Source organism: Agrobacterium radiobacter, assembly GCF_040801995.1.
In the GTDB taxonomy this organism is placed as follows: Bacteria; Pseudomonadota; Alphaproteobacteria; order Rhizobiales; family Rhizobiaceae; genus Agrobacterium; species Agrobacterium radiobacter.
In genome coordinates this window covers 1,092,501-1,114,312 of record NZ_JBEGHX010000002.1, presented here as the reverse complement: position 1 = coordinate 1,114,312, position 21,812 = coordinate 1,092,501, and the positions used below count along the sequence as shown (strand labels likewise).

The window sequence follows — 21,812 nt, the reverse complement described above, 5'->3', positions numbered from 1 at the left end:
AATACGCCGTGTTGTTGCAATATGAGCAAAAGAGTCTAATCTGTTAAATGCAATGTTTTGGAGTTTTATTGCGTTATGAGCATCAATTGTGAAATTCTGGATCTGCGGGCATTTCAAGCGGTGGTTGAACTCGCCAGTTTCCACAGGGCCGCCGAGGCGCTGCACATCTCGCAACCGGCGCTCACCCGCCGCATCCAGAAACTGGAGCAGGCCATCGGGGCGCCACTTCTGGAAAGAACGACGCGCCACGTCGCGCCTACCGCCATGGGGCAGGAAGTCATGCCGCTCGTCCGGCGTATGCTCGAGGAATTTGACGGATCGCTTTTTGCCATGAAGGACGGCGCGCAAAGGCGCGGGCTTATTACGATGGCCTGCGTCCCCACTGCCGCTTTTTACTTTCTTCCGACCGTTATCAAGACCTTCAGCCAGCAATATCCCCACATAAGGCTGCGGATCAGGGATCTGACAGCCAATGAGGGTCTGCAGGCGGTCGCCAGAGGCGAGGTGGAATTCGGCATCAACCTGATGGGCAATTCCGATCCCGAGCTTTCATTCGAGCCACTCATCGATGACCCCTTCGTGCTGGCAATGCGAAAAGACCACCCTCTGGCAGCGTTCGAAACGATCGAGTGGGACCAGCTGGAGGCCTATCCGCTGGTCGTCGTGGATCGTTCAAGCGGCAACAGGACGCTTCTGGACAGCGCGCTTGCACGGCACAATCTGAAATTGAACTGGTTTTATGAGGTCACGCATCTCAACACATCGCTCGGTCTCGTCGAAGCCGGTCTTGGGATTTCAGTCCTGCCGCGGCTGGCAACGCCGCAGGACGATCATCCATTCCTCATCACCCGGCCGATCGTCAACCCGGTGGTCTCCCGTACGATCGGCATCGTGCAAAGGCGAAGCAGTGCTCTTTCCCCAGCCGCCGAAAAATTTGTGAGGATGCTGCTCGAGACCTGGAAAACACAATGATCTCTTTAGAAAATACCTTCTACGACATCCCGGCTGGTGGCGGCGCAAACCGTAGGTGCGCGGTAACAGCCTCTGATTTGCACCAGAAGCTACACCCGGGCCTCGATATCCAGCACCAGTTTTTTCAGCAGCGCCGCGAGGTTCTCGCGCTCGTCCGGAGTGAGGCCCTGCAGGAAATTCAGTTCGCTTCTCATGTCCCGGCGAAACGCCTTTTCCGCCAGCTCGATGCCGGCCGGCATAAGGCACACAACGACGCTGCGCCCATCAAGCTTCGATTTTCTGCGCTCGATGAGGCCGGCCTTTTCCAACCGGTCGAGCCTGTGCGTCAGGCCGCCTGAAGAGAGCATCAGCGTCGTGTACATCTCCGTCGGCGTCAGCTGGTAGGGCGGTCCCGACCGGCGCAATGTGGCAATAACATCGAACTCGCCGCGATCGAGACCAAAGCCGGCGAATGTCTCTTCTATTGACGGTGCCAGAAGGTTGCTGAGCCGTTTGGCGCGCCCGAAGATAGCCATCGGCTCGGTATCGATATCAGGCAGTTCCCGCACCCACTGGCCACGGAGACGATCCACATGATCTTCCCTGTCAGTTTCAATCGTCCGATCCGCCGTCGTGTCCGGCATCGCCTGCTTCATCTCATCACCCCATTACCACTCTGAAAACCATATACGGCTTTGCCTGCTCCGTGAATATATCTTTGCGAGAAGATAGATATCTTGACAGGAAGATAAATCGCACATATATCTTCTCGCGAAGATAGTTTTGTCTCAGGGAGGAGACCAGATGTTTTCCATACGCCGTCATCACGAGCCGAAGCCCGGCGAGAGCCGGACAGTGCGTTATGAAGGATGCGAATACGGAAGCGCCGTATCCATCTTTCTCGTCAATGCCGATCCGGGTCGCGGCCCTGATCTGCATGTTCACCCCTATGCCGAAACCTGGGTGGTGCGCAAAGGCGAGGCCGAGTTCACAATCGGCGATCAGAGGGCGCGGGGCTCGTCGGGAGACATCGTCGTCGGGCCTGCCAATATCCCCCATCGCTTCGAAAATATCGGTACGGACCGGCTGGAGATCATCTGCATCCATCCGAGTGAGACCTTCCAGCAGACCTTCCTGTAATTCCGTTCCAGCAAGAGGAGAAAGACAATGGCCAGAATGATTTTCCTGAACCTGCCGGTCAAAGACCTGGCTGTTTCAACCGCCTTCTACGGGGCAATCGGCTGCGTGAAGAACGAGGAGTTCTCCAACGAAGACGCAAGTTCGATGGTGTGGTCGGACACGATTACATTCCAGCTACTGCGGCATGACTATTACAAGACCTTCACCGCCAAACCGATCGCCGATGCTCACAAAACAAACGGCATGCTGATTGCTCTTTCGCGCGACAGCCGCGAAGAGGTGGATGCCATGGTTGACGCCGCGGCAAAAGCGGGCGGACAGGCGGATGTTCGAGAGCCGCAGGATCTGGGTTTCATGTATCTCCGCACCTTCGCCGATCCCGATGGCCACGAGTTTGAACCCGCTTACATGGATTTGAGCAATGCGAGCTGACGTCACTATACGTTATCCACAAAGGGATGATCCCCATTGATAGCGTAAAGCGTGCCTCCCGAATGGTTTTGATATCAGGAAGGCGCTTCGCACTTGACCGTGGGCTACGAACAGCAGCCGGAAACTAAAGCACGTCCGCCCCTTCACCTAATCGCCGGTGCCCGATACGGCTGCGGCCAGCGCCCTGATCGCCGATGCGTGTGCCGGCGTTCTTGCACGGGAGAGAAGAACGATCTCGGAAGGCGGCAACGAAGGCAGCCCGAGTTCCGCACCCCTGTCGGGCAGGCCACGGGCGCTAATATCGCCGAGCGGCGCGACACCCGCTCCCGCAAGAATTCCTTCATGGAGCGCCGAGCAGCTTCCGGCGGTGAACGCATCGCGCCAATCCACGCCGGCTCTTCTAAGCTCCGACACCGCAATTTCCCGGACTCCACACCCGGTTCCCAGCGACACCAGCGGGATGGCGCTGTTCGCGCGTGGCCGCCAGTCTGGAGCGGCCCGCCATCCCAGCTTGTCAGTACGCAGGATTTCGCCGTCAGAGCCACCGCCGTTGCGCCTGAAAATGACGGCGTCCGCCTGTCCGGACGCGAAATTTTCCTTCACGTGCCGGGAAAAGCCTACATTCACTTCAATCACCGCATTGGCAGGAAGTGCCGCACGCACCGCTCTTATGGCCGTCGAAAGGCGGCCCCCGATCGCATGGTCACTCGCAGCCAGGCTGAAGTGCAGCGGTGATTCATGATTGAAGGTCAGTGCTTCCTCGTGTTTGGCGAGCAGCTCGCGCGCCTTCGGCAGAAACACCTCACCATCCTCCGTGAGCCGCAGATGACGCGGCGAACGGTCGATCAGACGCCTGCCGACACGCTGCTCCAGCATCTTCAATTTTTGGCTGACGACCGGTTGCACGGTTCCCGCCGCCTCCGCCGCCTTTGTCAGGCTGCCGAGCTCGACGGAGAAAATGAACAGGCGAACGCTCTCAAGATCAATCATATGAAATCACTATGTATGGAATATCTATCCTCATCTTCTCATTATGAAGAAATTTGCGCAAGGTGTCTCGGCAACAAGGAGACAAGACCATGCCCATGATCAAAGCGCGTTACACCAAACCCCAAAACGGAAGCGACCCAAAGCTGGAAGTCGCGGCGCTGCTCTCTCGCCTCACGGCGGAAATCCTGCACAAGGACCCGGCCGTCACCGCGGTTCTCGTCGAGAGTGCCGATCCCGAGGACTGGATCATTGCCGGATCGAGTGTCGCCGACCAGAAGATCGGAAGCTTCTATGTCGAGGTTTCGATTACCGAGCACACCAACATAAAGGATGAAACGACCGAATGGGTCCGGCGGGTCTATGACGGGATGAACGCGCTGGTAGGCCCCGTGCACGAGGCGAGCTATGTCCTGGTTCACGCTGTTGATGGCGACGCCTATGGTTATGGCGGGCAAACCCAGAACCTGCGGTGGGCGCGCAAGCACGGATAACGCCGGCAACCAGATGAGGCAGGCCGACAAAGTCAGCGGCGCGGCCCCGGATATACGAAACCTGCCCTAGGAGGAGGATTACAGCCGCCCCACCTCCTCATCCGGGCGTCGAGCAAAACCGCCCAACACCCGTCATCCAAGTCTACGCTCGCGGGATCAAATCCGCGCACCGCCTGTCGCATCGATCATCTGCCCGGTCGTCCAGCGGGCATCATCCGAGGCAAGGAACGTGATGACGTCAGCAATATCGTCGGCGCGACCGATACGTGAAAAGACGGACAGGGCCTCGGCACCGGCACGGGCCTCCGGCGCTGCCAGCCATTCGGCGTTCATGTCGGTTTCAGTAACACCCGGCAGAACCGAATTGACCGTAATTCCGCGCCGGCCGAATTCCGGGGCGAGTGCCAGCGTCAATGTCTCAAGCGCACCCTTGGATGCCGCATAGGCCGGATGCGTCGGCGCCGCAATGCGCGTGAAACCGGTCGAAACATTGATAATGCGGCCATTGTCGCGGAGATGATCAGCGACAGCCTGAATAAGGAAGAATGGCGCCTTGAAGTTGATCGTCATCAACTCGTCGAACGCGGCTTCCGTTGTTTCTTTCAACGGTGTCGCCGGGGCAATGCCCGCATTGTTGACGAGAATATCGAGCGATGGCGCGCCGGTGAAAGCGATCGCGGCTTCCTTAAACTGCTCCCACAAGCTGTCGGTTGCTGCTTTCCCTGCCCGCAGATCGGCATTGAGCGCGACCGCCTTCGAACCGAGCGCCTCGATCTCGCGGATCGTTGCCTGTGCGGCATCGGGATTTGCGCCGTAATGGACGCCGATAAGACCTGCACCTTCTTTCGCAAACGCCAGGGCGGCGGCGCGGCCAATACCGCGTGAACTGCCCGTTATGAGGGCGACTTTGTTGGATAGTTTCCGGGACATGGATCACTCCGTTGCGATTTAACTAGCGATCGATATAATAAAAGCCAATCATGATCTGTCAATATTTTTATAGTGATCGATATAATAATGGCTGAAACAACGCGAAAACGCGGCAGACCGCGTCTGCTCGATCGGAATGCAGGGCTCGATGTCGCAGCCCGGCTGTTCTGGGAACGCGGCTATGAGGGAACCTCGATAGCGGACCTTACCCATGCGATGGGCATCACCCCGCCGTCCCTCTACGCGACCTTCGGTTCAAAGGAAGAATTATTCCGGCTGGCGCTCGATCATAGCATCGCGCAGCAAAGCCAACGCCGTTCCGAAATGCTGCAGGCGAAAATACCGGCCTACGAGGCGCTCGCCACTTATCTCTACGACATTGCCGAAGGAGACACCCAGCCAGACAAGCCGCGCGGATGCATCGTGTCTACCGCCGTTCTCCAGCATTCGGAAGAAAACGCCTCTGTCGCCCGCACAGCGGCAGCATGGCGCGAGGCGGCAATACAGATTCTCAAGACGCGGTTCGACCGCGCCGTCAGCGAAGGCGAACTGCCCGAGCAAACGGACACGGATACCCTCGCGCGCTTTTATGGCGCCATCATTCAGGGCATGTCTGCGCAGGCATGTGATGGCGCATGTACGGCAAGATTGAAGGCTCTGGTCGACGTCGCGCTGACGGCCTGGCCGGGGAAACAGGGCCGTCAGGATTGAGTCCGGAAGCTCTCTTGAACAGGCAGATTGAGGCTCAGTCGGAATAGGCTGAATAGAGCCGACAGGCGACTCTCCATCAAAACTTGTTCAAGCCCCACCTGCGCTTTAGTGACAGCATTCCCTTTATGATTATTGGTCGAAGGTCTTGAGATACCTGGCCGGAGATGTACCGAGTGCTTTCTTGAACATCGTTATGAAGGCAGATACGGACTCATACCCAAGGTCGCCCGAAACCTGCTGCACTGTTGCCCCCGCTGCAAGACTTCGCAGCGCGATGATCAACTGTAACTGCTGCCGCCAACGCCCGAAAGTCAGGCCGGTCTCCCGTTGAACGAGACGGGCGAGGGAATTTTCGCTCAACGCCACTCGTGTCGCCCATCGCGCTATCGTGCTTCGGTCAGAAGGATCGTCGACCAGTGCCGACGCGATCCGAGCAAGCCGAGGTTCATCGGTTATCGGCAGATGCAAATCCTCTATGGGCATACGCGACAAGGCCGATAGAAGCAGTGTGGTGAAGAGTTCGGCATCCACCATCGCGACTTCGGACTGGTCAGCCATCTCGATGATAAGTTCCCTGACAAGCGGGGATAGGGAAAGCGTGCAGCACCGGTCCGGAAGGTCGGCGGCGCCCGGCTCAATGAACAGGAAGAACAGACGAGCATTGGCGGTCGCGACATTGCTATGCGGCATGCCCCCTGGAACCCAGACACCACAATGAGGCGGCACCATCCACATCCCGCTTGGAACGCGACAGGTGATCCCGCCTCGCAAAGCCATGACGAGTTGGCCCTTGCGATGTTGGTGCTCGGGAGCTTCGCGCTCGTTTTGCGATACGTCGATCCTGAAGGCATGCGCTCGCGCCGTGGACTCTTCGAGCTCATGGTCGAAGAGAGCTGCGGAAAGAGACATCGGAGGCTGGTTGGATTTAGTGATCATTTGAGAGGATATCTAAATTCCTCCGACTGCCTTGTCGATAGGATCATCCGAAAAGATTTCGGAGAATGACGATGGCAATTCAAAAGAACGACCCTCACTGGTGGTCCGATATAGTACGGACTGAAATTCGATTGCCTCACAGGTGCTCTCGCAGACTTTGCATCCTGCCCGCACCGCGCAAGCGGGTCGGGTCCACGCGCATAACCTTTTTGAGGAAGCTTACACGCACCTTCCTCTTGAAAATCCACACGTTCCTTGCCCGCCGGCCCAAAGCCACCTCGACTGTTTCGTGTGCCGACCCGGCTGAAGCCTATATGAATGCCTGCCTGGCGGCACCGCCCTTCTGCTATGTTTCACCGGCAATCTACGCTCTCACCGATGCCGACAACCAGCGAGACCTCCCCACCGGAAGCTCCCGGCCGGGAGATGAGGCGTGAGCACCCGCCCGGTCGTCACCACCGCCAACGTCATTTTTTCCTTGAAGACGTTCGCAGCGGCAATGCTGGTTTATTTCATCGCCATCAGCTTCGATCTGCCTCGACCGTTTTGGGCGGTAGCTACGGTCTACATCGTCGCTCATCCGCTTTCGGGCGCGATCTCCTCCAAGTCAGTCTATCGACTGCTCGGAACTCTCATCGGCGGCGGCGCGACGATCCTCATGGTTCCCACCCTCGCAAACGAGCCTATACTGCTTTCTGCCGCGATCATTGCCTGGGTCTCGGTATGCACCTTCATCAGTCTTCTCGACCGCACGCCCCGAAGCTATGTTCCGCTACTGGCCGGATATACGGTGCTTCTTGCGGGTTTGCCGCTGGTCACGGCTCCCGCAAACACGTTTGATACGGTCGTATCGCGCATTGAGGAGATCGGTCTTGCCATCACGTGCGCCTCGATCGTCAGCCATGTCGTCTTTCCTGCCCATGTGGGCAACGTTCTCGTCGGTCGGATCGACGCATGGATGGCAAAGACGCGAACGCTCCTCGCCACGACGGCAGTCGGAGAGGTAAGCGAAATCCAGAGCAGGATGGAGCGACAAGGTCTCGCGGCGGATGCTGTGGAAATGCGCTCGTTTACGACGCATCTTCAATATGACGGCTCCAGATATCGACGTGCTGTTTCGTTGACCCGATCGCTGCAGCACCGAATGGTGTCCTTGCTTCCATTACTGGCTGAACTCGAAGATTTGCGGCGCTCATTGACCAGGCTGAATACCTCCGGCGCGCAATGGGCTCTGGTTGTGATTGCACGGGTGGCTTCTCGTTCGACGAATACCCCAGAACGCCTGAAAGTCGAGATCGATGCGCTTGCTCCGTCCGATACGCTTCATTCCTGGGAAAATCTTCTCCTCGCCAACGCTTCGCGGAATCTCGTGAATATTCTTCGGATATCCGACGAGTGCCGCACTCTTCGAGAATCTCTGGAAGAAGAGAATACGGCGAGAGCGACCCGCCGCTTCACGGCGCCCGAGACAATGCCAGCCCAGCATCGCGACATCGGAATGGCTTTGCTGTCGGCGCTTTCAGTGGCGATCTGCCTGGCGACATCAATCTTCTTCTGGATCGCAAGCGGCTGGCCAGATGGAATGACGTTTGCGCAGATATCAGGGGTCACTTGCTGCCTCCTTGCCACAATGGATGATCCGGTTCCGGCGATGCGCAAGTTTGTCCGCGTAACGATTGGCTCTGTCACCGCAGCATTCGTCTACGGTTTCGCGATCCTTCCGGCGATCGACGGTTTCGTGCCGCTCGTCGCGGCACTTGGGCTATTCCTGATCCCGGCGGGAATAAGTCTCGCGGTGCCGTCGCTGGCACTCGTCGGCATGGGATTGTGCATAAATTTTCCCCTTCTCCTCACACTCCAGGCACACCAGAGCAGCGACTTCATCACATTCTCGAACACGGGGATTGCCACCGTACTTGCCATGGTCTGGACGATTATAGTCTGCGGTATCTTCCGGTCCGTAAGGGCGGAGACAAACGCCAGAAGGCTTTTTTCCGTTACACAGGGGCACGTTGCGAAAATCGCCGCCGGCAGACATGCAGACGCTCATGTCACGCACCATCACGTCATCGATATCGCCGGTCTGTTTGCTTCGCGAGCGGCAAAACTCCCATCGACTTCCGATGCCGCGAATGCCGATCTTATTCGGGATTTGCGCACAGGCCTTCATGTGGCGGAGATGCAGCGGCTTGCGGATGAAGCGTCCGAGCCAGTTCGTTGTAAAATGGAAGCCGTCTTCAAGGCAGTGGAAGGGCTATACGACCTGAAGTCCACCAGACGCCGTGAGTCATTGGAAAATGCCCTTGCGGTTTTGGACGAGCTTGTTCTTTCCGCTCCGGGCACTCTCACGGCGGCTGCGGAACGGGAGCTTCTGGTGCAGGTCGTCGCCCTTCGTGTTTGCCTTGCGCCGGACGCTGATCCGCCGGGCTTCTCGACGCCACCTGCAAGCGAGATGGCAGCATGACCGGACAATTCGATCTCTATGGCGCCTTCCTGCCATCGTTCGCGGCGCTCGCCCTGTTCACCTACGGCGTCCTCCGCGCTCTTGCATCGGCTCTCTCCAAGATCGGGTTCTATCGGCTGGTATGGCATCGTTCGCTGTTCAACGTCGCACTCTACGTCACCCTTCTCGGCGTGTTTTCAATTGCTATGAGCTGGTTTCAAAGATGAAGAATGTCACACATATTTCGGGTCGGGTTCTTTTGACCCTGTCTATGGTCGCTTGTGCTGCGGTGCTGAGCATGCACCTATGGTCGTTTTACATGGAAGCGCCATGGACCCGCGACGCTCATGTCCGTGCCGACATTGTCAGGTTGGCTCCCGATGTCTCCGGCCCCGTCACGGAAGTTCTGGTGTCGGACAACGAGTGGGTGGAGAAAGGCGCAACGCTATTTCGTATCGAAACACTTCGTTTCGAGCTTGCACTGCGTGACGCGGAAGCTCAGGTGCGGAGCGCCAGGGCTTCCGCGGAACTGGCAAGAGCCGATTTCGAACGATATCAGTTGCTCGCCTCGAAAGAGGCTGCCAGCCTGAAGCAGCAGCAGCAGGCGGAAAGCCAGATGCATCAGGCAGACGCTTCATATCAATCTGCGCTTGCCGCCCGGGATCTCGCCGCGCTCAACCTGGAGCGGACAACCGTGAAAGCGCCCGCAACTGGGGTCGTCACGAACTTCTCTCTGCGCCGCGGAAACTATGTCTCTTCGGGTAATGCCATCGGGGTGCTGGTAGAAAGAGAATCCATCTATGTCGCAGGATATTTCGAAGAGACAAAGCTTCCCCGGCTCCACGTCAACAATCGGGTGAGGATCGACATCATGGGTGAGCCTGAACCTGTGATCGGGCACGTCGCAAGCATCGCGGCCGGCATCGAGGATCGGGAGCGCAGCGATTCCGCAGGTGCTCTCGCAAGTGTGGCACCAACATTCTCATGGGTTCGTCTGGCCCAGAGGATTCCGGTGCGGATATCGATCGACGAGATCCCTGATGGCGTGCAACTGATAGCGGGCCGGACTGCAACGGTTTCGATTGAACAAAAAAGGGACTAGGTCTTATCTGGCTCTATCAACGGCGTTGTGTGATCGCTAACCGGGTTTAGTCGTAAGGTTCCTGGAACCTTTCGCAGCCGATTACGACTCGGTTTGCAGCATTGGAGCCACCTATTGCCAGCCGCCTGGGAGATACCGAGAACGACGACGCCGGCCGGCGTTCCCCGGATCGGGCCGAGGCCGCCAGGAATCACTGCTTCAAAGGCAGACAGCATACGCTCGGGGCCGGTCAACGGATCGAACGTCCCCAAGCGTATGCTGCAAAAGATTGCCGCAACGGCGGAGATGGAGCGGAACTTGCAGCCGCCGTAACGAGGCTTTCGCAATAGGACACTGTTGTCCGAATGCGAATTTTCTGCGGAACAATCTGTAGATGGTGAAGTTACCCTTCTTCAGGAGGAGGACCATCTATGACCACCAAAGCCATTTTTGCCGGAGCAGCCACTGCCCTGTCGATGCTTTTTTCCACTGCCGCATTGGCACAAACCGACCTGACGATGTGGTATCATGGTGCGGGCAATGTTGAAGAACGCAAGATCCTGGCGGGCATTATCGAAGACTTCAATTCGTCTCAGTCAGACTGGCGGGTCTCGCTTCAGGAATTTCCCCAGAGCGCATATAATGAGTCCGTCACCGCCGCTGCGCTCTCCAACAAGCTGCCTGACATTCTGGATGTCGACGGCCCGAACATGCCAAACTGGGCGTGGTCCGGTTATCTGCAGCCACTGCAGATCGATGAGGCAAAGCTTGCCAATTTCCTGCCGGGCGCCGTCGGGAAGTGGGGAGACAAGCTCTATTCAGTCGGCCTGTGGGACGCAGCCGTCGCGGTCTTCGCCCGCAAATCGGTTCTTGATGACAATGGCATTCGCATTCCAACGCTGGACCAGCCATGGAGCGGCGAAGAATTTAATGCAGCACTCGAAAAGCTCGCGGCCAGCGGCAAGTTCGACTATGCGATCGACCTCGGCATGGCCGATAAAACCGAATGGTACAGCTATGCCTTCAGCCCGTTTCTGGAAAGCTTCGGCGGCAGTTTGATCGACAAGGAAAATTATCAAACCGCCGAGAACGTCCTTAACGGAGACAGTGCCATCAAGTTCGGAGAATGGTGGCAGTCCCTGTTCCAGAAGAAGCTCGCACCCGGAACATCGCAGTCGCCTGCCGACCATGAAACCGGATTTCTGGAGGGCCGCCACGCCCTCCAATGGATGGGCAACTGGGTTGCGGTGAAGGCTCTGGAGAAATATGGAGACGACCTGCTGTTCCTGCCGGCCCCTGACTTCGGGAACGGTCCGAAGATCGGCGCCGGGTCCTGGCAGTTTGGCGTGTCGGCCACCAGCAAACATCCCGAAGGCGCATCCGCCTTCATCGAATTCGCCATACAGGACAAATATCTCGCGCAGTTCTCCGATGCGATCGGCCTGATCCCGGCCACGTCTTCGGCGGCCCAGATGACGAAGAATTACAAGCAGGGCGGCCAGCTCGAGGTTTTCTTCGAGCTCTCCAAGCGTCAGGGAACATTGCGTCCGGTGACGCCAGCTTACGCCTTCATCTCGCCGGTCTTTTCCAAGGCTGTGTCCGACATTGCCAACGGCGCGGATGTTGCCGACACGCTGGACAATGCAACCGACGAGATAAACAACAACATAGAGCGCAATTCCGGTTACCAACCCAAATAGGGGCATGTGATCGATGGCGCTCTTTTCCTCAAAGGGGAAACTGACCCGGGACGGTTTCACGGGCTGGTTCATGGCTGGACCGGCCATGGTGCTGATCGGGCTGTTCCTGATCACGCCCTTTCTGCTGGGGCTCGGTTTTTCCTTCACCAACCAGCGGCTGACATCTCCCAATCCCACCGAGTTTGTCGGCGTTGAAAACTACACCCGGCTGCTGGGTATCGGCGTGCTCACGCTCGAGCCGGAAAGGGAGGCGGATGGGAGCCTCAAGCAGGGTGCGGATGGCGCCATCTCCTATCCGCGAATTCGCAATTTCACCCGCAACAATCCCGACTATCCCCATCTGGAAGGGATGCGGGAATATAAGAGCTTCACCTGGGGCGAGAACCAGATCGTCATTCTGGCGCGCGACGTTGTGTTTTTGACAGCACTCGTCAATACGCTTTCCTTCGTGGCGGTCGTTGCGCCGGTTCAGGCAGCACTTGCGTTGTTTCTTGCCCTGTTGGTGAACCAGAAAATTCCCGGCGTCACGATTTTCCGTGCGATCTACTTCATGCCTGTGGTGCTGTCGGTGGTGGTGGTGGCCCTGCTCTGGCGGTTTATCTATGCGGCGGATAACGGTCTTCTGAACAGCCTTTTGAGTTACATGAGCTTCGGGCTGTTCCAGCCAGTCGACTGGCTGGGCAGAACCGATACCGCCCTGTGGGCCATTCTGGTGATGTCAGTCTGGCAGGGCGTCGGTTTCCACATGGTCATATGGCTTTCCGGCCTGCAAACAATCTCTCCGGATCTTTACGAGGCGGCTGATATCGAAGGAGCGAGCCGCTGGCAGAAGTTCAGCATGATAACCTGGCCGCTGCTGCGCAACACGGCCGTGCTGATTATCATCGTCATTACCATGCAGGCTTTTGCCCTTTTTGCGCAGATCGATGTGATGACCAAGGGCGGACCCCGCGATTCGACGCAGAGCATCGTCTATCAGGCGGTTGAGCGGGGATACCGACAGCAGGACATCGCGGCAGGTTCGGCAATCTCGGTCGTCCTGTTCCTGCTTGTCCTGTGCATATCGCTCACCCAGCGATACCTGACAAGGGAGAAGCAATGATGCAGGCCGGACAACGCAAAAGCCTCGCTTTTCTCATCGGCAACTATGTACTCATGCTGGCTTTCGCGGCGATCTTCATTTTGCCCCTGCTCTTCATGGGCTTCTCGTCACTGAAACCGAACGACCAGCTGCTCAGTGATGCCACGTCGATACGAGCTTTCCTGCCGGTGGGAGACCTTTCGCTCGAAAACTACACTGCGGCTTTTGCCCGAGCGCCGATTGCGACCTTCATATTCAACTCGGTGCTGGTAACGGGCGTTACCGTCTTTCTCGCCCTGATGCTTGGCTCGCTTGCCGCCTTCGCTTTCACCTTTTTGAACTGGCGTGGAAAGGATGTGCTCTTCTCGGTCATCCTCGCCACCCTCATCATTCCCTTTGAAACCATTGCCGTGCCGCTGCTGCTGGAAGTCAACAATCTGCCATGGATCGGCAGCAATGGGTTCACCTGGGGATGGCTCAATTCCTGGCATGTGCAGATCATTCCATGGATCGCAGACGGGCTGACGATTTTCCTCTTCGTGCAATATTTCAAGGATCTGCCGAAGGAGTTGCTGGAGGCCGCACGCATCGACGGGGCTGGCTGGCTGCGGATTTACGCGCAGGTGGTGATGCCGCTCAGCGGCCCGGTCATCGCAACGGCTGCGATCCTGAAGTTTCTCGTCATGTACAGCCAGCAATATCTATGGCCGCTTCTCGTCACCCAGTCCGAGGCCTACAGGCCGGTGATGGTGGGGCTGCAATATTTCTTCCAGCTCAATACACCCTGGGGTGAAGTGATGGCTTATCTCACCATCATCACGCTGCCGGTGCTGATCTTTTATCTCTGCCTGCAGAGGCTGTTCATCTCCAGTATCGCGGCGAGCGGGATAAAGGGATAATGCATCGGCAAGGTCGCGGCACGAACCGTTCGGCCCCCCGAAGGCCGGCATTTTCGCTGCGCGACAGCCTGCCGCCGGACGAGTTCCCACCAAAGTTTTCTACAAGAAACTCTCGGGTCAAGCGCGGGAGGCTGGATACGTCATCCCAAGTGAAACGCGCGGTTTCCCCAGAACTCACAATTTATTGTGGTTGCGTTATTGTGGTTGCGCTTTGAAGCAATTTGGCCTTGTTTGTGGGCTCAAAATATTCACGGGGAAAGAAAACAATGTCGATAACAACAAAAGTTCGCATCACTCTGCTGGCAGGATCGCTTCTGATCGGCGCCAGTTCCGCACTAGCAGAAACAGTTCTGCACCGTGGTAATGCTGGGGAACCACAGACGCTCGATCAGGCACAAACCTCGATCAACATCGAAGCTTTTATCCTGAAAGACCTTTATGAAGGTCTCACCATTTACGATGCTGCCGGCAAGATCATTCCCGGTACGGCGGAAAGCTGGACGCTGTCTGAGGATGGCACAGTCTACACGTTCAAGCTGCGCGCGGATGCGAAGTGGTCGGATGGTACTCCGGTAACGGCTGGCGATTTCGTTTTCTCCTACCAGCGCGTCGAGGACCCGAAGACCGCGGCAAAATATGCGAATATTCTCTACCCGATCAAGAACGCCGAAAAGATCAACAAGGGCGAAACGCCGGTTGAGCAGCTCGGCGTGAAGGCGGTGGATGACAAGACCCTTGAGATCACACTCGAGCGCCCGACACCCTTCTTCGTTGAACTGCTTGCCCATCAGGCGGCTCTGCCCATCTCAAAGGCGAGCTACGAAAAGAACGGCACGAACTTCGTAAAGCCGGGTGTCATGGTCTCGAACGGTGCATACAAGCTCGAAGCGCATGTCCCGAATGACAGCCTGACGGTCGTCAAGAATACCAGTTTCTGGGACGCAGCAAACACCAAGATCGATAAGGTCATCTTCTACCCGGTGGATGACCAGGCCGCATCCGTTCGCCGTTTCGAAGCGAAGGAAATGGACCTCGCCTACAATTTTTCCGCAGATCAGATCGACCGTCTGCGCAAGGCCTATGGTGAACAGGTTCACGTTTCGCCGACCCTTGCGACCTATTACTACACCTTCGATACGCGCGAAGCGCCCTATAACGACGTCCGGGTCCGCCGAGCCCTGTCGATGGCGGTGGACCGCGATTTCCTCGCCAAGGAAATCTACAGCGGCTCTCAGGTTCCGGCCTACTCGATGGTTCCCCCCGGTATGGCTTCCTACGGCGAGCCAGCCAAGGCCGACTTTGCGACGCTGTCCCAGCTTGATCGCGAAGACGAAGCCCTAAAACTCATGAAGGAAGCCGGTTACGGTGAGGGCGGCAAGCCTCTTTCCGTCGAAATCCGCTACAACACCAACCCGAACCATGAGCGTGTTGCCACCGCTATTGCAGATATGTGGAAGAACACCTTCGGCGCAAAGGTGTCGCTGGTGAACCTCGACGTCGCCTCGCACTATGGCTACCTGCAGGAAGGCGGCAAATTCAACGTCGCGCGTGCTGGCTGGGTTGCCGACTACGCGGATGCGGAAAACTTCCTCGCGCTTTCCATATCCTCCAACAAGACCTTCAACTACGCGAAGTTCAACAACGCCGAATATGATGCGTTAATGAAGAAATCCTATGACGAAAAGGATCCGGCAGCGCGCTCCAAGCTGCTGCATGAGGCAGAAACGATCCTCATGAAGGAACAGCCGGTTGCGCCGCTTCTGACGCAGGCAGACCTCTGGCTGGTTTCCAACCGCGTCAAGGGTTGGGTCGACAATGCTGCCAACGAACACCTCAGCCGCTTCCTGAGCGTTTCCGAATAAGCAGCACTGGCACGGTGGCCGAAACCACCGTGCCATGCCGGAGCCCGAAAAACCATGATCTCGTTTATTCTGCGCCGTTTGGCGAGCGCCGTGCCGACGTTGTTTATCGTCGTCACGATTTCGTTTTTCCTGATGCGTTTCGCACCGGGTGGTCCGTTCAATCTTGAGCGTCCCCTGCCGCCGCAGACGATGGAAAACCTGATGAGAACCTATCATCTGGATGAACCATTGTGGCGCCAGTATCTCATCTATCTCGGCAATGCCGTCACCGGCGATTTCGGTCCGAGCTACATCTACAAGGACAACACCGTCGCCCAGTTGATCGGCAAGGGTCTGCCCTATTCGCTGGAACTCGGCAGCTATGCTCTTCTATTGGCGCTGGTGGGCGGCGTTCTTGCCGGCACCTTCGCCGCGCTCAAGCAGAACAGTGCCTTCGATTTCTCGATCATGTCGATTTCGACGGTCGGCGTCACCGTGCCGAACTTCGTTGTCGCACCGGTTCTGACGCTGATCTTCGCCGTCATGCTCGGGCTTCTGCCGGCAGGCAGCTGGGGCGACGGATCGCTGCGATATCTCATTCTTCCAATGATCGCGCTCGCTTTGCCGCAGCTTGCGGTTATCGCGCGCCTGACGCGCGGTGCCATGATCGAGGCTCTGCGGATGGACCATATCCGCACCGCCAAGGCTTATGGTCTTCCAGCGCGCAGCGTGGTGGTGTTCCACGCCATGCGCGCGGCGATGCTTCCGGTCGTTTCTTATCTCGCGCCCTGTGCCGCAGCCCTGCTCACCGGTTCGGCGGTCGTCGAGACGATCTTCACGATCCCCGGCGTCGGCCGCTACTTCGTTCTTGGCGCCATCAATCGTGACTATACGCTGGTCATGGGAACCGTCGTTCTCGTCGCCATTTTTGTCATCGTGTTCAATCTCGTGGTCGATATTCTCTACGGCCTGCTCGATCCGAGGGTCAGACATGACTGATATCTCCGGCAATATTGCCCCTCAATCGTTGGTAAAAAGCCGAAGCCTGTTCCAGCTGGCAGCCCTGCGTTTCAAACGAAACAAGGCGGCCATGGCTGGCTCCATCATGCTCGTGCTGATTACGCTTTTCTCATTTATCGGTCCGAATTTCCTTACGCACACCTATGATCAGGTGTTTTCGTCCTATGTCTCCGTGGCGCCAAGCCTTGAGCCACGCCCGGATGTGAACAACCTTCAGGGCGTGATGGAGGGCGTCGCAGGCCGCGCGCGCGTGGAACTGAAGGAATTTTCCGTGGAGGGGCAGACCTTCACGGCAACCATCACCTCCAGTAGCCCGATCGACCCGCGCGCGACACGTTATTTCGACCGCGCCAACGAATTCGAAAATACGAAGGTCGTCGCCACCGAAGATGAAGGCCGGACGCTGAAGCTGGAAGGCGAGGTAAACCGCGAATACTTCTTCTTCGGTACGGATTCGAACGGTCGCGACATGCTGGCTCGCGTGATGCTGGGTGGGCAGATCTCGATTACCGTCGGCGTTCTCGCCAGTCTCGTTTCGCTTGGGATCGGCGTCGTTTACGGTGCTACGGCGGGGTATATCGGGGGGCGCGTCGACAATGTGATGATGCGTTTCGTCGAAATCCTCTATTCGCTGCCTTTCGTCTTTCTGGTGGTCGTTCTGGTGGTCTTTTTCGGCCGCAGCTTCATCCTGATCTTCCTTGTCATCGGCGCCGTGGAATGGCTGGATATGGCGCGTATCGTGCGCGGCCAGACGCTCGCCTTGAAACGGCGGGAATTTGTGAGTGCTGCCCAAGCCTTGGGTTTGAGCGACTGGCAGATCATCCGCCGCCACATCATTCCCAATACGATCGGGCCCGTCGTCGTCTTCGTCACCGTTGTCGTGCCTAAGGTCATTCTTCTGGAAAGCTTCCTCTCCTTCCTCGGTCTTGGCGTGCAGGCGCCGTTGACGAGCTGGGGCGCGCTGATTTCCGAAGGTGCCAACAATATCCAATCGGCACCATGGCTCCTGATATTTCCGGCGATCTTCTTCGTGCTGACCCTGTTTTCGCTCAATTTCGTGGGCGATGGGTTGCGTGATGCGCTCGATCCCAAGGATCGTTGATATGACCAAGACATCTGAAACCATCCTCACCGTCCGCAATCTCAAGGTCGATTTCACCACGCCTGATGGCACGGTGAATGCCGTTAAAGGCATCGATCTTGACGTCAAACCGGGGGAAACGCTCGCCGTTGTCGGCGAATCCGGTTCCGGCAAAAGCCAGACCATGATGGGCATCATGGGGCTGCTTGCATCCAACGGCGTTATTGAGGGCTCGGCAAAATATCGTGGGCGCGAGCTGATCGGTCTGCCGGTCAGCAAACTGAACGACATCCGCGGCGCGAAAATCACCATGATTTTCCAGGAGCCGATGACCTCGCTCGATCCCCTCTACAGGATAGGCGCGCAAATCGCCGAACCGATCGTCCACCACAAAGGTGGCAGCAAAAGACAAGCGCGTGCACGCGTTCTCGAACTCCTGAAGCTCGTGGGAATTCCTGATCCGGAGCGGCGCATAGACAGCTACCCACACGAACTCTCCGGCGGCCAGCGCCAGCGAGTCATGATTGCCATGGCTCTCGCAAATGAACCGGACATTCTGATTGCAGATGAGCCGACGACTGCGCTTGATGTAACGATCCAGGCGCAGATTCTCGACCTTCTGAAGTCGTTGCAGCAACGCTTCGGCATGGCCATAGTCCTGATCACGCATGATCTCGGCGTTGTCCGCCACTTTGCCGATCGCGTCGCCGTTATGCGCCGCGGCGAGATTGTCGAGACCGGCACGACGGAGGATATCTTCGATCGTCCGCAGGCGGAATACACCAGGATGCTTCTTGACGCAGAACCCAGCGGGCACAAGCCTGCAGTCGGTAAAGAGGCGCCGATCGTTCTTTCCGGCCAGAACGTGACAGTCGATTATAAAATCCCCGGCGGCTTCCTGTCGAAGCCGAGCAGGTTTCGGGCCGTCGATGACGTCAATCTCAGCCTTCACCAGGGACAGACCATCGGCATCGTCGGTGAATCGGGATCGGGCAAGTCCACGCTCGGTCGCGCGCTTTTGCGTCTTGCCCATGCAAATGGCCGCATTTTCTTTGGCGCGACGGAAATCAGCGGCCTCGACCGAAAGGCCATGCGGCCTTTGCGACGGCATCTACAGCTGGTGTTCCAGGATCCCTATGGCTCTCTCTCGCCGAGACAGACTGTCGGAGAAATAATCACCGAAGGTCTGTTCGTGCATGAGCAGCAACTCAGCCGGGCGGAGCGTGACAAACGCGCAATCGAAGCGCTGAAAGAGGTCGGTCTCGATCCCGCCGCCCGCAACCGTTACCCTCACGAGTTTTCAGGCGGGCAACGCCAGCGTATCGCAATTGCCCGCGCGATCATCCTTAAGCCTGATGTCGTCATTCTCGACGAACCTACATCGGCGCTGGACCGATCCGTTCAGGGCCAGGTTATCGACCTGCTGCGCGATTTGCAAAAAACGCACGGCCTTTCTTACATCTTCATCAGCCACGACCTTTCTGTCGTCAAAGCCATTTCGGATTACGTCATCGTCATGAGAAACGGGAAGATTGTGGAGGAGGGAGAAACGGACGACATATTCAACAGGCCGACGGCGGAATATACCGAAACACTCATCAAATCCGCGTTCTCGGCGGGAGTCGCACGGTAGATTAGCGCCCGACAGCGCCGGACTACCCCTCTTGCAGCGCACAGAGGACGATCACGTCCGCGCTGTTCTTCCGGGTCTCGTTCTTTCGTCGAGAGCGGTCTATCCCCGCGATCCTGCAAATCCAGCTTCTGTATAATCTCAGGCATTGAGAGGCAGGAGATCTGGCCGACCATCGCGGTTTGACGGAATATCGTAATTTCCGCGGTCCAGAAACGCAAAAAAGGGCTCGGAGTTGTCACGGAGCCCTTTGATATATTTGGTGGGGTTTGGTTGCGGGGGCAGGATTTGAACCTGCGGCCTTCAGGTTATGAGCCTGACGAGCTACCGGGCTGCTCCACCCCGCGGAATGATTTATTATAGCATAAAGGCCGCTTTTGGCGGCCTTTTGATTTGGGCTTGTTGCCCATTTTTGTGATTGAGAAGATTTTGTGTTGCGTTTTGCAGACCTGGCAGCGACCTACTCTCCCGCGTCTTGAGACGAAGTACCATTGGCGCTGGGGCGTTTCACGGCCGTGTTCGGAAAGGGAACGGGTGCAGCCGCCCCGCGATAACCACCAGGTCGGCAAAACGCAACGATTTCCATTTTTGAGATGGAAACAGTTTTCGAGAAGCTGGAGAGCCGAAGCTCTATTTAATTTAACACGTCTTTCTTTGACTGGTCCGTTTGCCTGCCTTGCTCGAGGTTGAGCGAGGCAGCCATACAGGACGCTAGTCCGTCGCGCCTTCCGGTTTTTGCTGTCAAGCAAAATACCTGTGGCGCGCGCCGTCTGCAGGGCCTTGGCCCGTGAAGACAGAAGATGATGTCATCAAGCTTGGCTTGATGAACATGAACAATGGGAACGAAGAAGTCGATCGAGCTATTAGTAACGGTAAGCTTCACACATTGCTGTGCTTCCACACCCGTCCTATCAACGTGGTCGTCTTCCACGGCTCTGATAGGGAACACTCGTTTTCAGGTTGGTTTCCCGCTTAGATGCCTTCAGCGGTTATCCATTCCGTATATAGCTACTCTGCTATGCCCTTGGCAGGACAACAGATCCACCAGAGATACGTCCATCCCGGTCCTCTCGTACTAGGGACAGATCCTGTCAATATTCCTACACCCACGGCAGATAGGGACCGAACTGTCTCACGACGTTCTGAACCCAACTCACGTACCGCTTTAAATGGCGAACAGCCATACCCTTGGGACCTGCTCCAGCCCCAGGATGCGATGAGTCGACATCGAGGTGCCAAACAACCCCGTCGATATGGACTCTTGGGGGTCATCAGCCTGTTATCCCCGGCGTACCTTTTATCCGTTGAGCGATGGCCCTTCCACACGGGACCACCGGATCACTATGACCGACTTTCGTCTCTGCTCGACTTGTCAGTCTCGCAGTCAGGCTAGCTTATGCCATTGCACTCGACGACCGATTTCCGACCGGTCTGAGCTAACCATCGCGCGCCTCCGTTACTCTTTCGGAGGCGACCGCCCCAGTCAAACTACCCACCATACACTGTCCCGGATCCGGATAACGGACCGCGGTTAGACATCCACGAAGATAAGGGTGGTATTTCAAGGATGGCTCCACAGAAACTGGCGTCCCTGCTTCAAAGCCTACCACCTATCCTACACATGCCTTGGCGAATGCCAGTGTAAAGCTATAGTAAAGGTGCACGGGGTCTTTCCGTCTGACCGCAGGAACCCCGCATCTTCACGGGGAATTCAATTTCACTGAGTCTATGTTGGAGACAGCGGGGAAGTCGTTACGCCATTCGTGCAGGTCGGAACTTACCCGACAAGGAATTTCGCTACCTTAGGACCGTTATAGTTACGGCCGCCGTTTACTGGGGCTTCAGTTCAGAGCTTGCACCCCTCCCTTTAACCTTCCAGCACCGGGCAGGCGTCAGACCCTATACGTCGTATTGCTACTTCGCAGAGCCCTGTGTTTTTGATAAACAGTCGCTACCCCCTGGTCTGTGCCACCCCATCATAGTTGCCTAAAATGGGGTCACGCTTCTTCCGAAGTTACGCGTGCAATTTGCCGAGTTCCTTCAACATAGTTCTCTCAAGCGCCTTGGTATACTCTACCTGACCACCTGTGTCGGTTTCGGGTACGGTCTATACGGTGGAGCTATTTCCTGGAACCTCTTCGCCGCACAACCAATCCAATAAGGTTGTACAACACACGAGATCCGTCACTACCACCAGGCCCACGAATATTAACGTGGTTCCCATCGACTACGCGTGTCCGCCTCGTCTTAGGGGCCGGCTAACCCTGCTCAGATTAACTTTAAGCAGGAACCCTTGGTCTTTCGGCGAGGGAGTCTCTCACTCCCTTTATCGTTACTCATGTCAACATTCGCACTTCCGATATCTCCAGCAGCCCTCACGGGTCCGCCTTCACAGACTTACGGAACGCTCCGCTACCACTTGCATTACTGCAAATCCTCAGCTTCGGTGCATGGC

General features: G+C 57.0%; 19 protein-coding genes, 1 tRNA gene and 2 rRNA genes (1 of these 22 only partly in view). 15 read left to right on the top strand and 7 right to left on the bottom strand.

The features are described from left to right. The first annotated feature begins 75 nt into the window (after nucleotides 1–75). On the top strand, nucleotides 76–972 hold the full coding sequence (locus MRBLRC7O_RS18990; protein ID WP_003510199.1) for a LysR family transcriptional regulator: 897 nt from the start codon (nucleotides 76–78) through the stop codon (nucleotides 970–972). An 89-nt stretch (nucleotides 973–1,061) separates the two neighbouring features. On the opposite strand, the gene MRBLRC7O_RS18985 is transcribed toward MRBLRC7O_RS18990, so the two are convergent. Next, nucleotides 1,062–1,607 carry a MarR family winged helix-turn-helix transcriptional regulator gene (locus MRBLRC7O_RS18985; protein WP_111821098.1) on the bottom strand — a complete coding sequence of 182 codons (546 nt, stop codon included), beginning with the start codon at nucleotides 1,605–1,607 and terminating at the stop codon, nucleotides 1,062–1,064. Between the two features lie 148 nt (nucleotides 1,608–1,755). Between MRBLRC7O_RS18985 and MRBLRC7O_RS18980 the strand changes: the two genes are divergently transcribed. Both MRBLRC7O_RS18980 and MRBLRC7O_RS18975 read left to right on the top strand, forming a co-directional pair. Beyond that, nucleotides 1,756–2,091, top strand: a complete 336-nt coding sequence (locus MRBLRC7O_RS18980; RefSeq protein WP_003510203.1) for a cupin domain-containing protein — start codon at nucleotides 1,756–1,758, stop codon at nucleotides 2,089–2,091. 27 nt (nucleotides 2,092–2,118) lie between these two features. Further along, nucleotides 2,119–2,523, top strand: coding sequence for a VOC family protein (locus MRBLRC7O_RS18975; protein WP_060723749.1), 405 nt, complete (start codon nucleotides 2,119–2,121; stop codon nucleotides 2,521–2,523). 147 nt (nucleotides 2,524–2,670) lie between these two features. Here MRBLRC7O_RS18975 and MRBLRC7O_RS18970 read toward each other — a convergent pair whose 3' ends face one another. After that, a complete protein-coding gene (locus tag MRBLRC7O_RS18970; RefSeq protein WP_060727550.1) occupies nucleotides 2,671–3,513 on the bottom strand; it encodes a LysR family transcriptional regulator in 843 nt (280 codons plus the stop codon). 89 nt (nucleotides 3,514–3,602) lie between these two features. Between MRBLRC7O_RS18970 and MRBLRC7O_RS18965 the strand changes: the two genes are divergently transcribed. Beyond that, nucleotides 3,603–4,004, top strand: coding sequence for a tautomerase family protein (locus MRBLRC7O_RS18965; RefSeq protein ID WP_060723747.1), 402 nt, complete (start codon nucleotides 3,603–3,605; stop codon nucleotides 4,002–4,004). A 156-nt stretch (nucleotides 4,005–4,160) separates the two neighbouring features. Here MRBLRC7O_RS18965 and MRBLRC7O_RS18960 read toward each other — a convergent pair whose 3' ends face one another. Continuing rightward, the gene (locus MRBLRC7O_RS18960; RefSeq protein WP_003510207.1) at nucleotides 4,161–4,934 is read right to left on the bottom strand and encodes an SDR family NAD(P)-dependent oxidoreductase; all 774 of its coding nucleotides are present in this window, start codon (nucleotides 4,932–4,934) and stop codon (nucleotides 4,161–4,163) included. An 87-nt stretch (nucleotides 4,935–5,021) separates the two neighbouring features. Between MRBLRC7O_RS18960 and MRBLRC7O_RS18955 the strand changes: the two genes are divergently transcribed. After that, the gene (locus MRBLRC7O_RS18955) at nucleotides 5,022–5,645 is read left to right on the top strand and encodes a TetR/AcrR family transcriptional regulator (RefSeq protein ID WP_060727551.1); all 624 of its coding nucleotides are present in this window, start codon (nucleotides 5,022–5,024) and stop codon (nucleotides 5,643–5,645) included. 129 nt (nucleotides 5,646–5,774) lie between these two features. Here the strand turns inward: MRBLRC7O_RS18955 and MRBLRC7O_RS18950 are convergent, their stop codons facing one another. After that, nucleotides 5,775–6,581 carry an AraC family transcriptional regulator gene (locus MRBLRC7O_RS18950; RefSeq protein ID WP_003510209.1) on the bottom strand — a complete coding sequence of 269 codons (807 nt, stop codon included), beginning with the start codon at nucleotides 6,579–6,581 and terminating at the stop codon, nucleotides 5,775–5,777. Nucleotides 6,582–7,014: 433 nt separating this feature from the next. Between MRBLRC7O_RS18950 and MRBLRC7O_RS18945 the strand changes: the two genes are divergently transcribed. From MRBLRC7O_RS18945 to MRBLRC7O_RS18900, 10 genes are all read left to right on the top strand, one after another. Continuing rightward, on the top strand, nucleotides 7,015–9,045 hold the full coding sequence (locus tag MRBLRC7O_RS18945) for an FUSC family protein (RefSeq protein WP_111821096.1): 2,031 nt from the start codon (nucleotides 7,015–7,017) through the stop codon (nucleotides 9,043–9,045). After that, nucleotides 9,042–9,251 carry a DUF1656 domain-containing protein gene (locus tag MRBLRC7O_RS18940; RefSeq protein ID WP_060723741.1) on the top strand — a complete coding sequence of 70 codons (210 nt, stop codon included), beginning with the start codon at nucleotides 9,042–9,044 and terminating at the stop codon, nucleotides 9,249–9,251. Before MRBLRC7O_RS18945 ends, MRBLRC7O_RS18940 begins: the two co-directional genes overlap by 4 nt. Further along, the gene (locus tag MRBLRC7O_RS18935; RefSeq protein WP_060727553.1) at nucleotides 9,248–10,126 is read left to right on the top strand and encodes an efflux RND transporter periplasmic adaptor subunit; all 879 of its coding nucleotides are present in this window, start codon (nucleotides 9,248–9,250) and stop codon (nucleotides 10,124–10,126) included. The genes MRBLRC7O_RS18940 and MRBLRC7O_RS18935 overlap by 4 nt, the downstream gene beginning before the upstream one ends. A gap of 410 nt (nucleotides 10,127–10,536) precedes the next feature. Further along, nucleotides 10,537–11,805 carry a sugar ABC transporter substrate-binding protein gene (locus MRBLRC7O_RS18930; protein WP_060727554.1) on the top strand — a complete coding sequence of 423 codons (1,269 nt, stop codon included), beginning with the start codon at nucleotides 10,537–10,539 and terminating at the stop codon, nucleotides 11,803–11,805. A gap of 13 nt (nucleotides 11,806–11,818) precedes the next feature. Further along, nucleotides 11,819–12,907: a carbohydrate ABC transporter permease gene (locus MRBLRC7O_RS18925; protein ID WP_060723737.1), complete on the top strand. Its 1,089-nt coding sequence runs from the start codon at nucleotides 11,819–11,821 to the stop codon at nucleotides 12,905–12,907. Further along, entirely contained in the window at nucleotides 12,907–13,785 is an 879-nt protein-coding gene (locus tag MRBLRC7O_RS18920; protein WP_060727561.1) for a carbohydrate ABC transporter permease, read from the top strand. Before MRBLRC7O_RS18925 ends, MRBLRC7O_RS18920 begins: the two co-directional genes overlap by 1 nt. A gap of 266 nt (nucleotides 13,786–14,051) precedes the next feature. Continuing rightward, the gene (locus tag MRBLRC7O_RS18915; protein ID WP_060727555.1) at nucleotides 14,052–15,647 is read left to right on the top strand and encodes a peptide ABC transporter substrate-binding protein; all 1,596 of its coding nucleotides are present in this window, start codon (nucleotides 14,052–14,054) and stop codon (nucleotides 15,645–15,647) included. 54 nt (nucleotides 15,648–15,701) lie between these two features. Then, complete coding sequence (oppB, locus tag MRBLRC7O_RS18910; RefSeq protein WP_003510218.1) at nucleotides 15,702–16,625, top strand: oligopeptide ABC transporter permease OppB; 924 nt, start codon at nucleotides 15,702–15,704, stop codon at nucleotides 16,623–16,625. Next, complete coding sequence (locus tag MRBLRC7O_RS18905) at nucleotides 16,618–17,748, top strand: ABC transporter permease (RefSeq protein ID WP_060727556.1); 1,131 nt, start codon at nucleotides 16,618–16,620, stop codon at nucleotides 17,746–17,748. The genes oppB and MRBLRC7O_RS18905 overlap by 8 nt, the downstream gene beginning before the upstream one ends. Nucleotide 17,749: 1 nt before the next feature. Beyond that, the gene (locus MRBLRC7O_RS18900; protein WP_060727557.1) at nucleotides 17,750–19,360 is read left to right on the top strand and encodes an ABC transporter ATP-binding protein; all 1,611 of its coding nucleotides are present in this window, start codon (nucleotides 17,750–17,752) and stop codon (nucleotides 19,358–19,360) included. 267 nt (nucleotides 19,361–19,627) lie between these two features. Here the strand turns inward: MRBLRC7O_RS18900 and MRBLRC7O_RS18895 are convergent. From MRBLRC7O_RS18895 to MRBLRC7O_RS18885, 3 genes are all read right to left on the bottom strand, one after another. Then, nucleotides 19,628–19,704: transfer RNA gene (locus MRBLRC7O_RS18895), tRNA-Met, on the bottom strand. A gap of 100 nt (nucleotides 19,705–19,804) precedes the next feature. Beyond that, a 5S ribosomal RNA gene (gene rrf, locus MRBLRC7O_RS18890) occupies nucleotides 19,805–19,919 on the bottom strand. A gap of 280 nt (nucleotides 19,920–20,199) precedes the next feature. Beyond that, nucleotides 20,200–21,812 (bottom strand): 23S ribosomal RNA (locus MRBLRC7O_RS18885) (it continues 1,274 nt past the right edge of the window).

What these genes read in the sequence shown, in the direction of transcription:
- MRBLRC7O_RS18940 (WP_060723741.1), top strand. Translation starts at nt 9,042, where the DNA reads ATGACCGGACAATTCGATCTCTATGGCGCCTTCCTGCCATCGTTCGCG.
- MRBLRC7O_RS18935 (WP_060727553.1), top strand. Translation starts at nt 9,248, where the DNA reads ATGAAGAATGTCACACATATTTCGGGTCGGGTTCTTTTGACCCTGTCT.
- MRBLRC7O_RS18955 (WP_060727551.1), top strand. Translation starts at nt 5,022, where the DNA reads ATGGCTGAAACAACGCGAAAACGCGGCAGACCGCGTCTGCTCGATCGG.
- MRBLRC7O_RS18905 (WP_060727556.1), top strand. Translation starts at nt 16,618, where the DNA reads ATGACTGATATCTCCGGCAATATTGCCCCTCAATCGTTGGTAAAAAGC.
- MRBLRC7O_RS18990 (WP_003510199.1), top strand. Translation starts at nt 76, where the DNA reads ATGAGCATCAATTGTGAAATTCTGGATCTGCGGGCATTTCAAGCGGTG.
- MRBLRC7O_RS18915 (WP_060727555.1), top strand. Translation starts at nt 14,052, where the DNA reads ATGTCGATAACAACAAAAGTTCGCATCACTCTGCTGGCAGGATCGCTT.
- MRBLRC7O_RS18975 (WP_060723749.1), top strand. Translation starts at nt 2,119, where the DNA reads ATGGCCAGAATGATTTTCCTGAACCTGCCGGTCAAAGACCTGGCTGTT.
- MRBLRC7O_RS18985 (WP_111821098.1), bottom strand. Translation starts at nt 1,607, where the DNA reads ATGAAGCAGGCGATGCCGGACACGACGGCGGATCGGACGATTGAAACT.
- MRBLRC7O_RS18960 (WP_003510207.1), bottom strand. Translation starts at nt 4,934, where the DNA reads ATGTCCCGGAAACTATCCAACAAAGTCGCCCTCATAACGGGCAGTTCA.
- MRBLRC7O_RS18950 (WP_003510209.1), bottom strand. Translation starts at nt 6,581, where the DNA reads ATGATCACTAAATCCAACCAGCCTCCGATGTCTCTTTCCGCAGCTCTC.
- MRBLRC7O_RS18900 (WP_060727557.1), top strand. Translation starts at nt 17,750, where the DNA reads ATGACCAAGACATCTGAAACCATCCTCACCGTCCGCAATCTCAAGGTC.
- MRBLRC7O_RS18965 (WP_060723747.1), top strand. Translation starts at nt 3,603, where the DNA reads ATGCCCATGATCAAAGCGCGTTACACCAAACCCCAAAACGGAAGCGAC.
- MRBLRC7O_RS18920 (WP_060727561.1), top strand. Translation starts at nt 12,907, where the DNA reads ATGCAGGCCGGACAACGCAAAAGCCTCGCTTTTCTCATCGGCAACTAT.
- MRBLRC7O_RS18970 (WP_060727550.1), bottom strand. Translation starts at nt 3,513, where the DNA reads ATGATTGATCTTGAGAGCGTTCGCCTGTTCATTTTCTCCGTCGAGCTC.
- MRBLRC7O_RS18925 (WP_060723737.1), top strand. Translation starts at nt 11,819, where the DNA reads ATGGCGCTCTTTTCCTCAAAGGGGAAACTGACCCGGGACGGTTTCACG.
- MRBLRC7O_RS18930 (WP_060727554.1), top strand. Translation starts at nt 10,537, where the DNA reads ATGACCACCAAAGCCATTTTTGCCGGAGCAGCCACTGCCCTGTCGATG.
- MRBLRC7O_RS18980 (WP_003510203.1), top strand. Translation starts at nt 1,756, where the DNA reads ATGTTTTCCATACGCCGTCATCACGAGCCGAAGCCCGGCGAGAGCCGG.
- oppB (WP_003510218.1), top strand. Translation starts at nt 15,702, where the DNA reads ATGATCTCGTTTATTCTGCGCCGTTTGGCGAGCGCCGTGCCGACGTTG.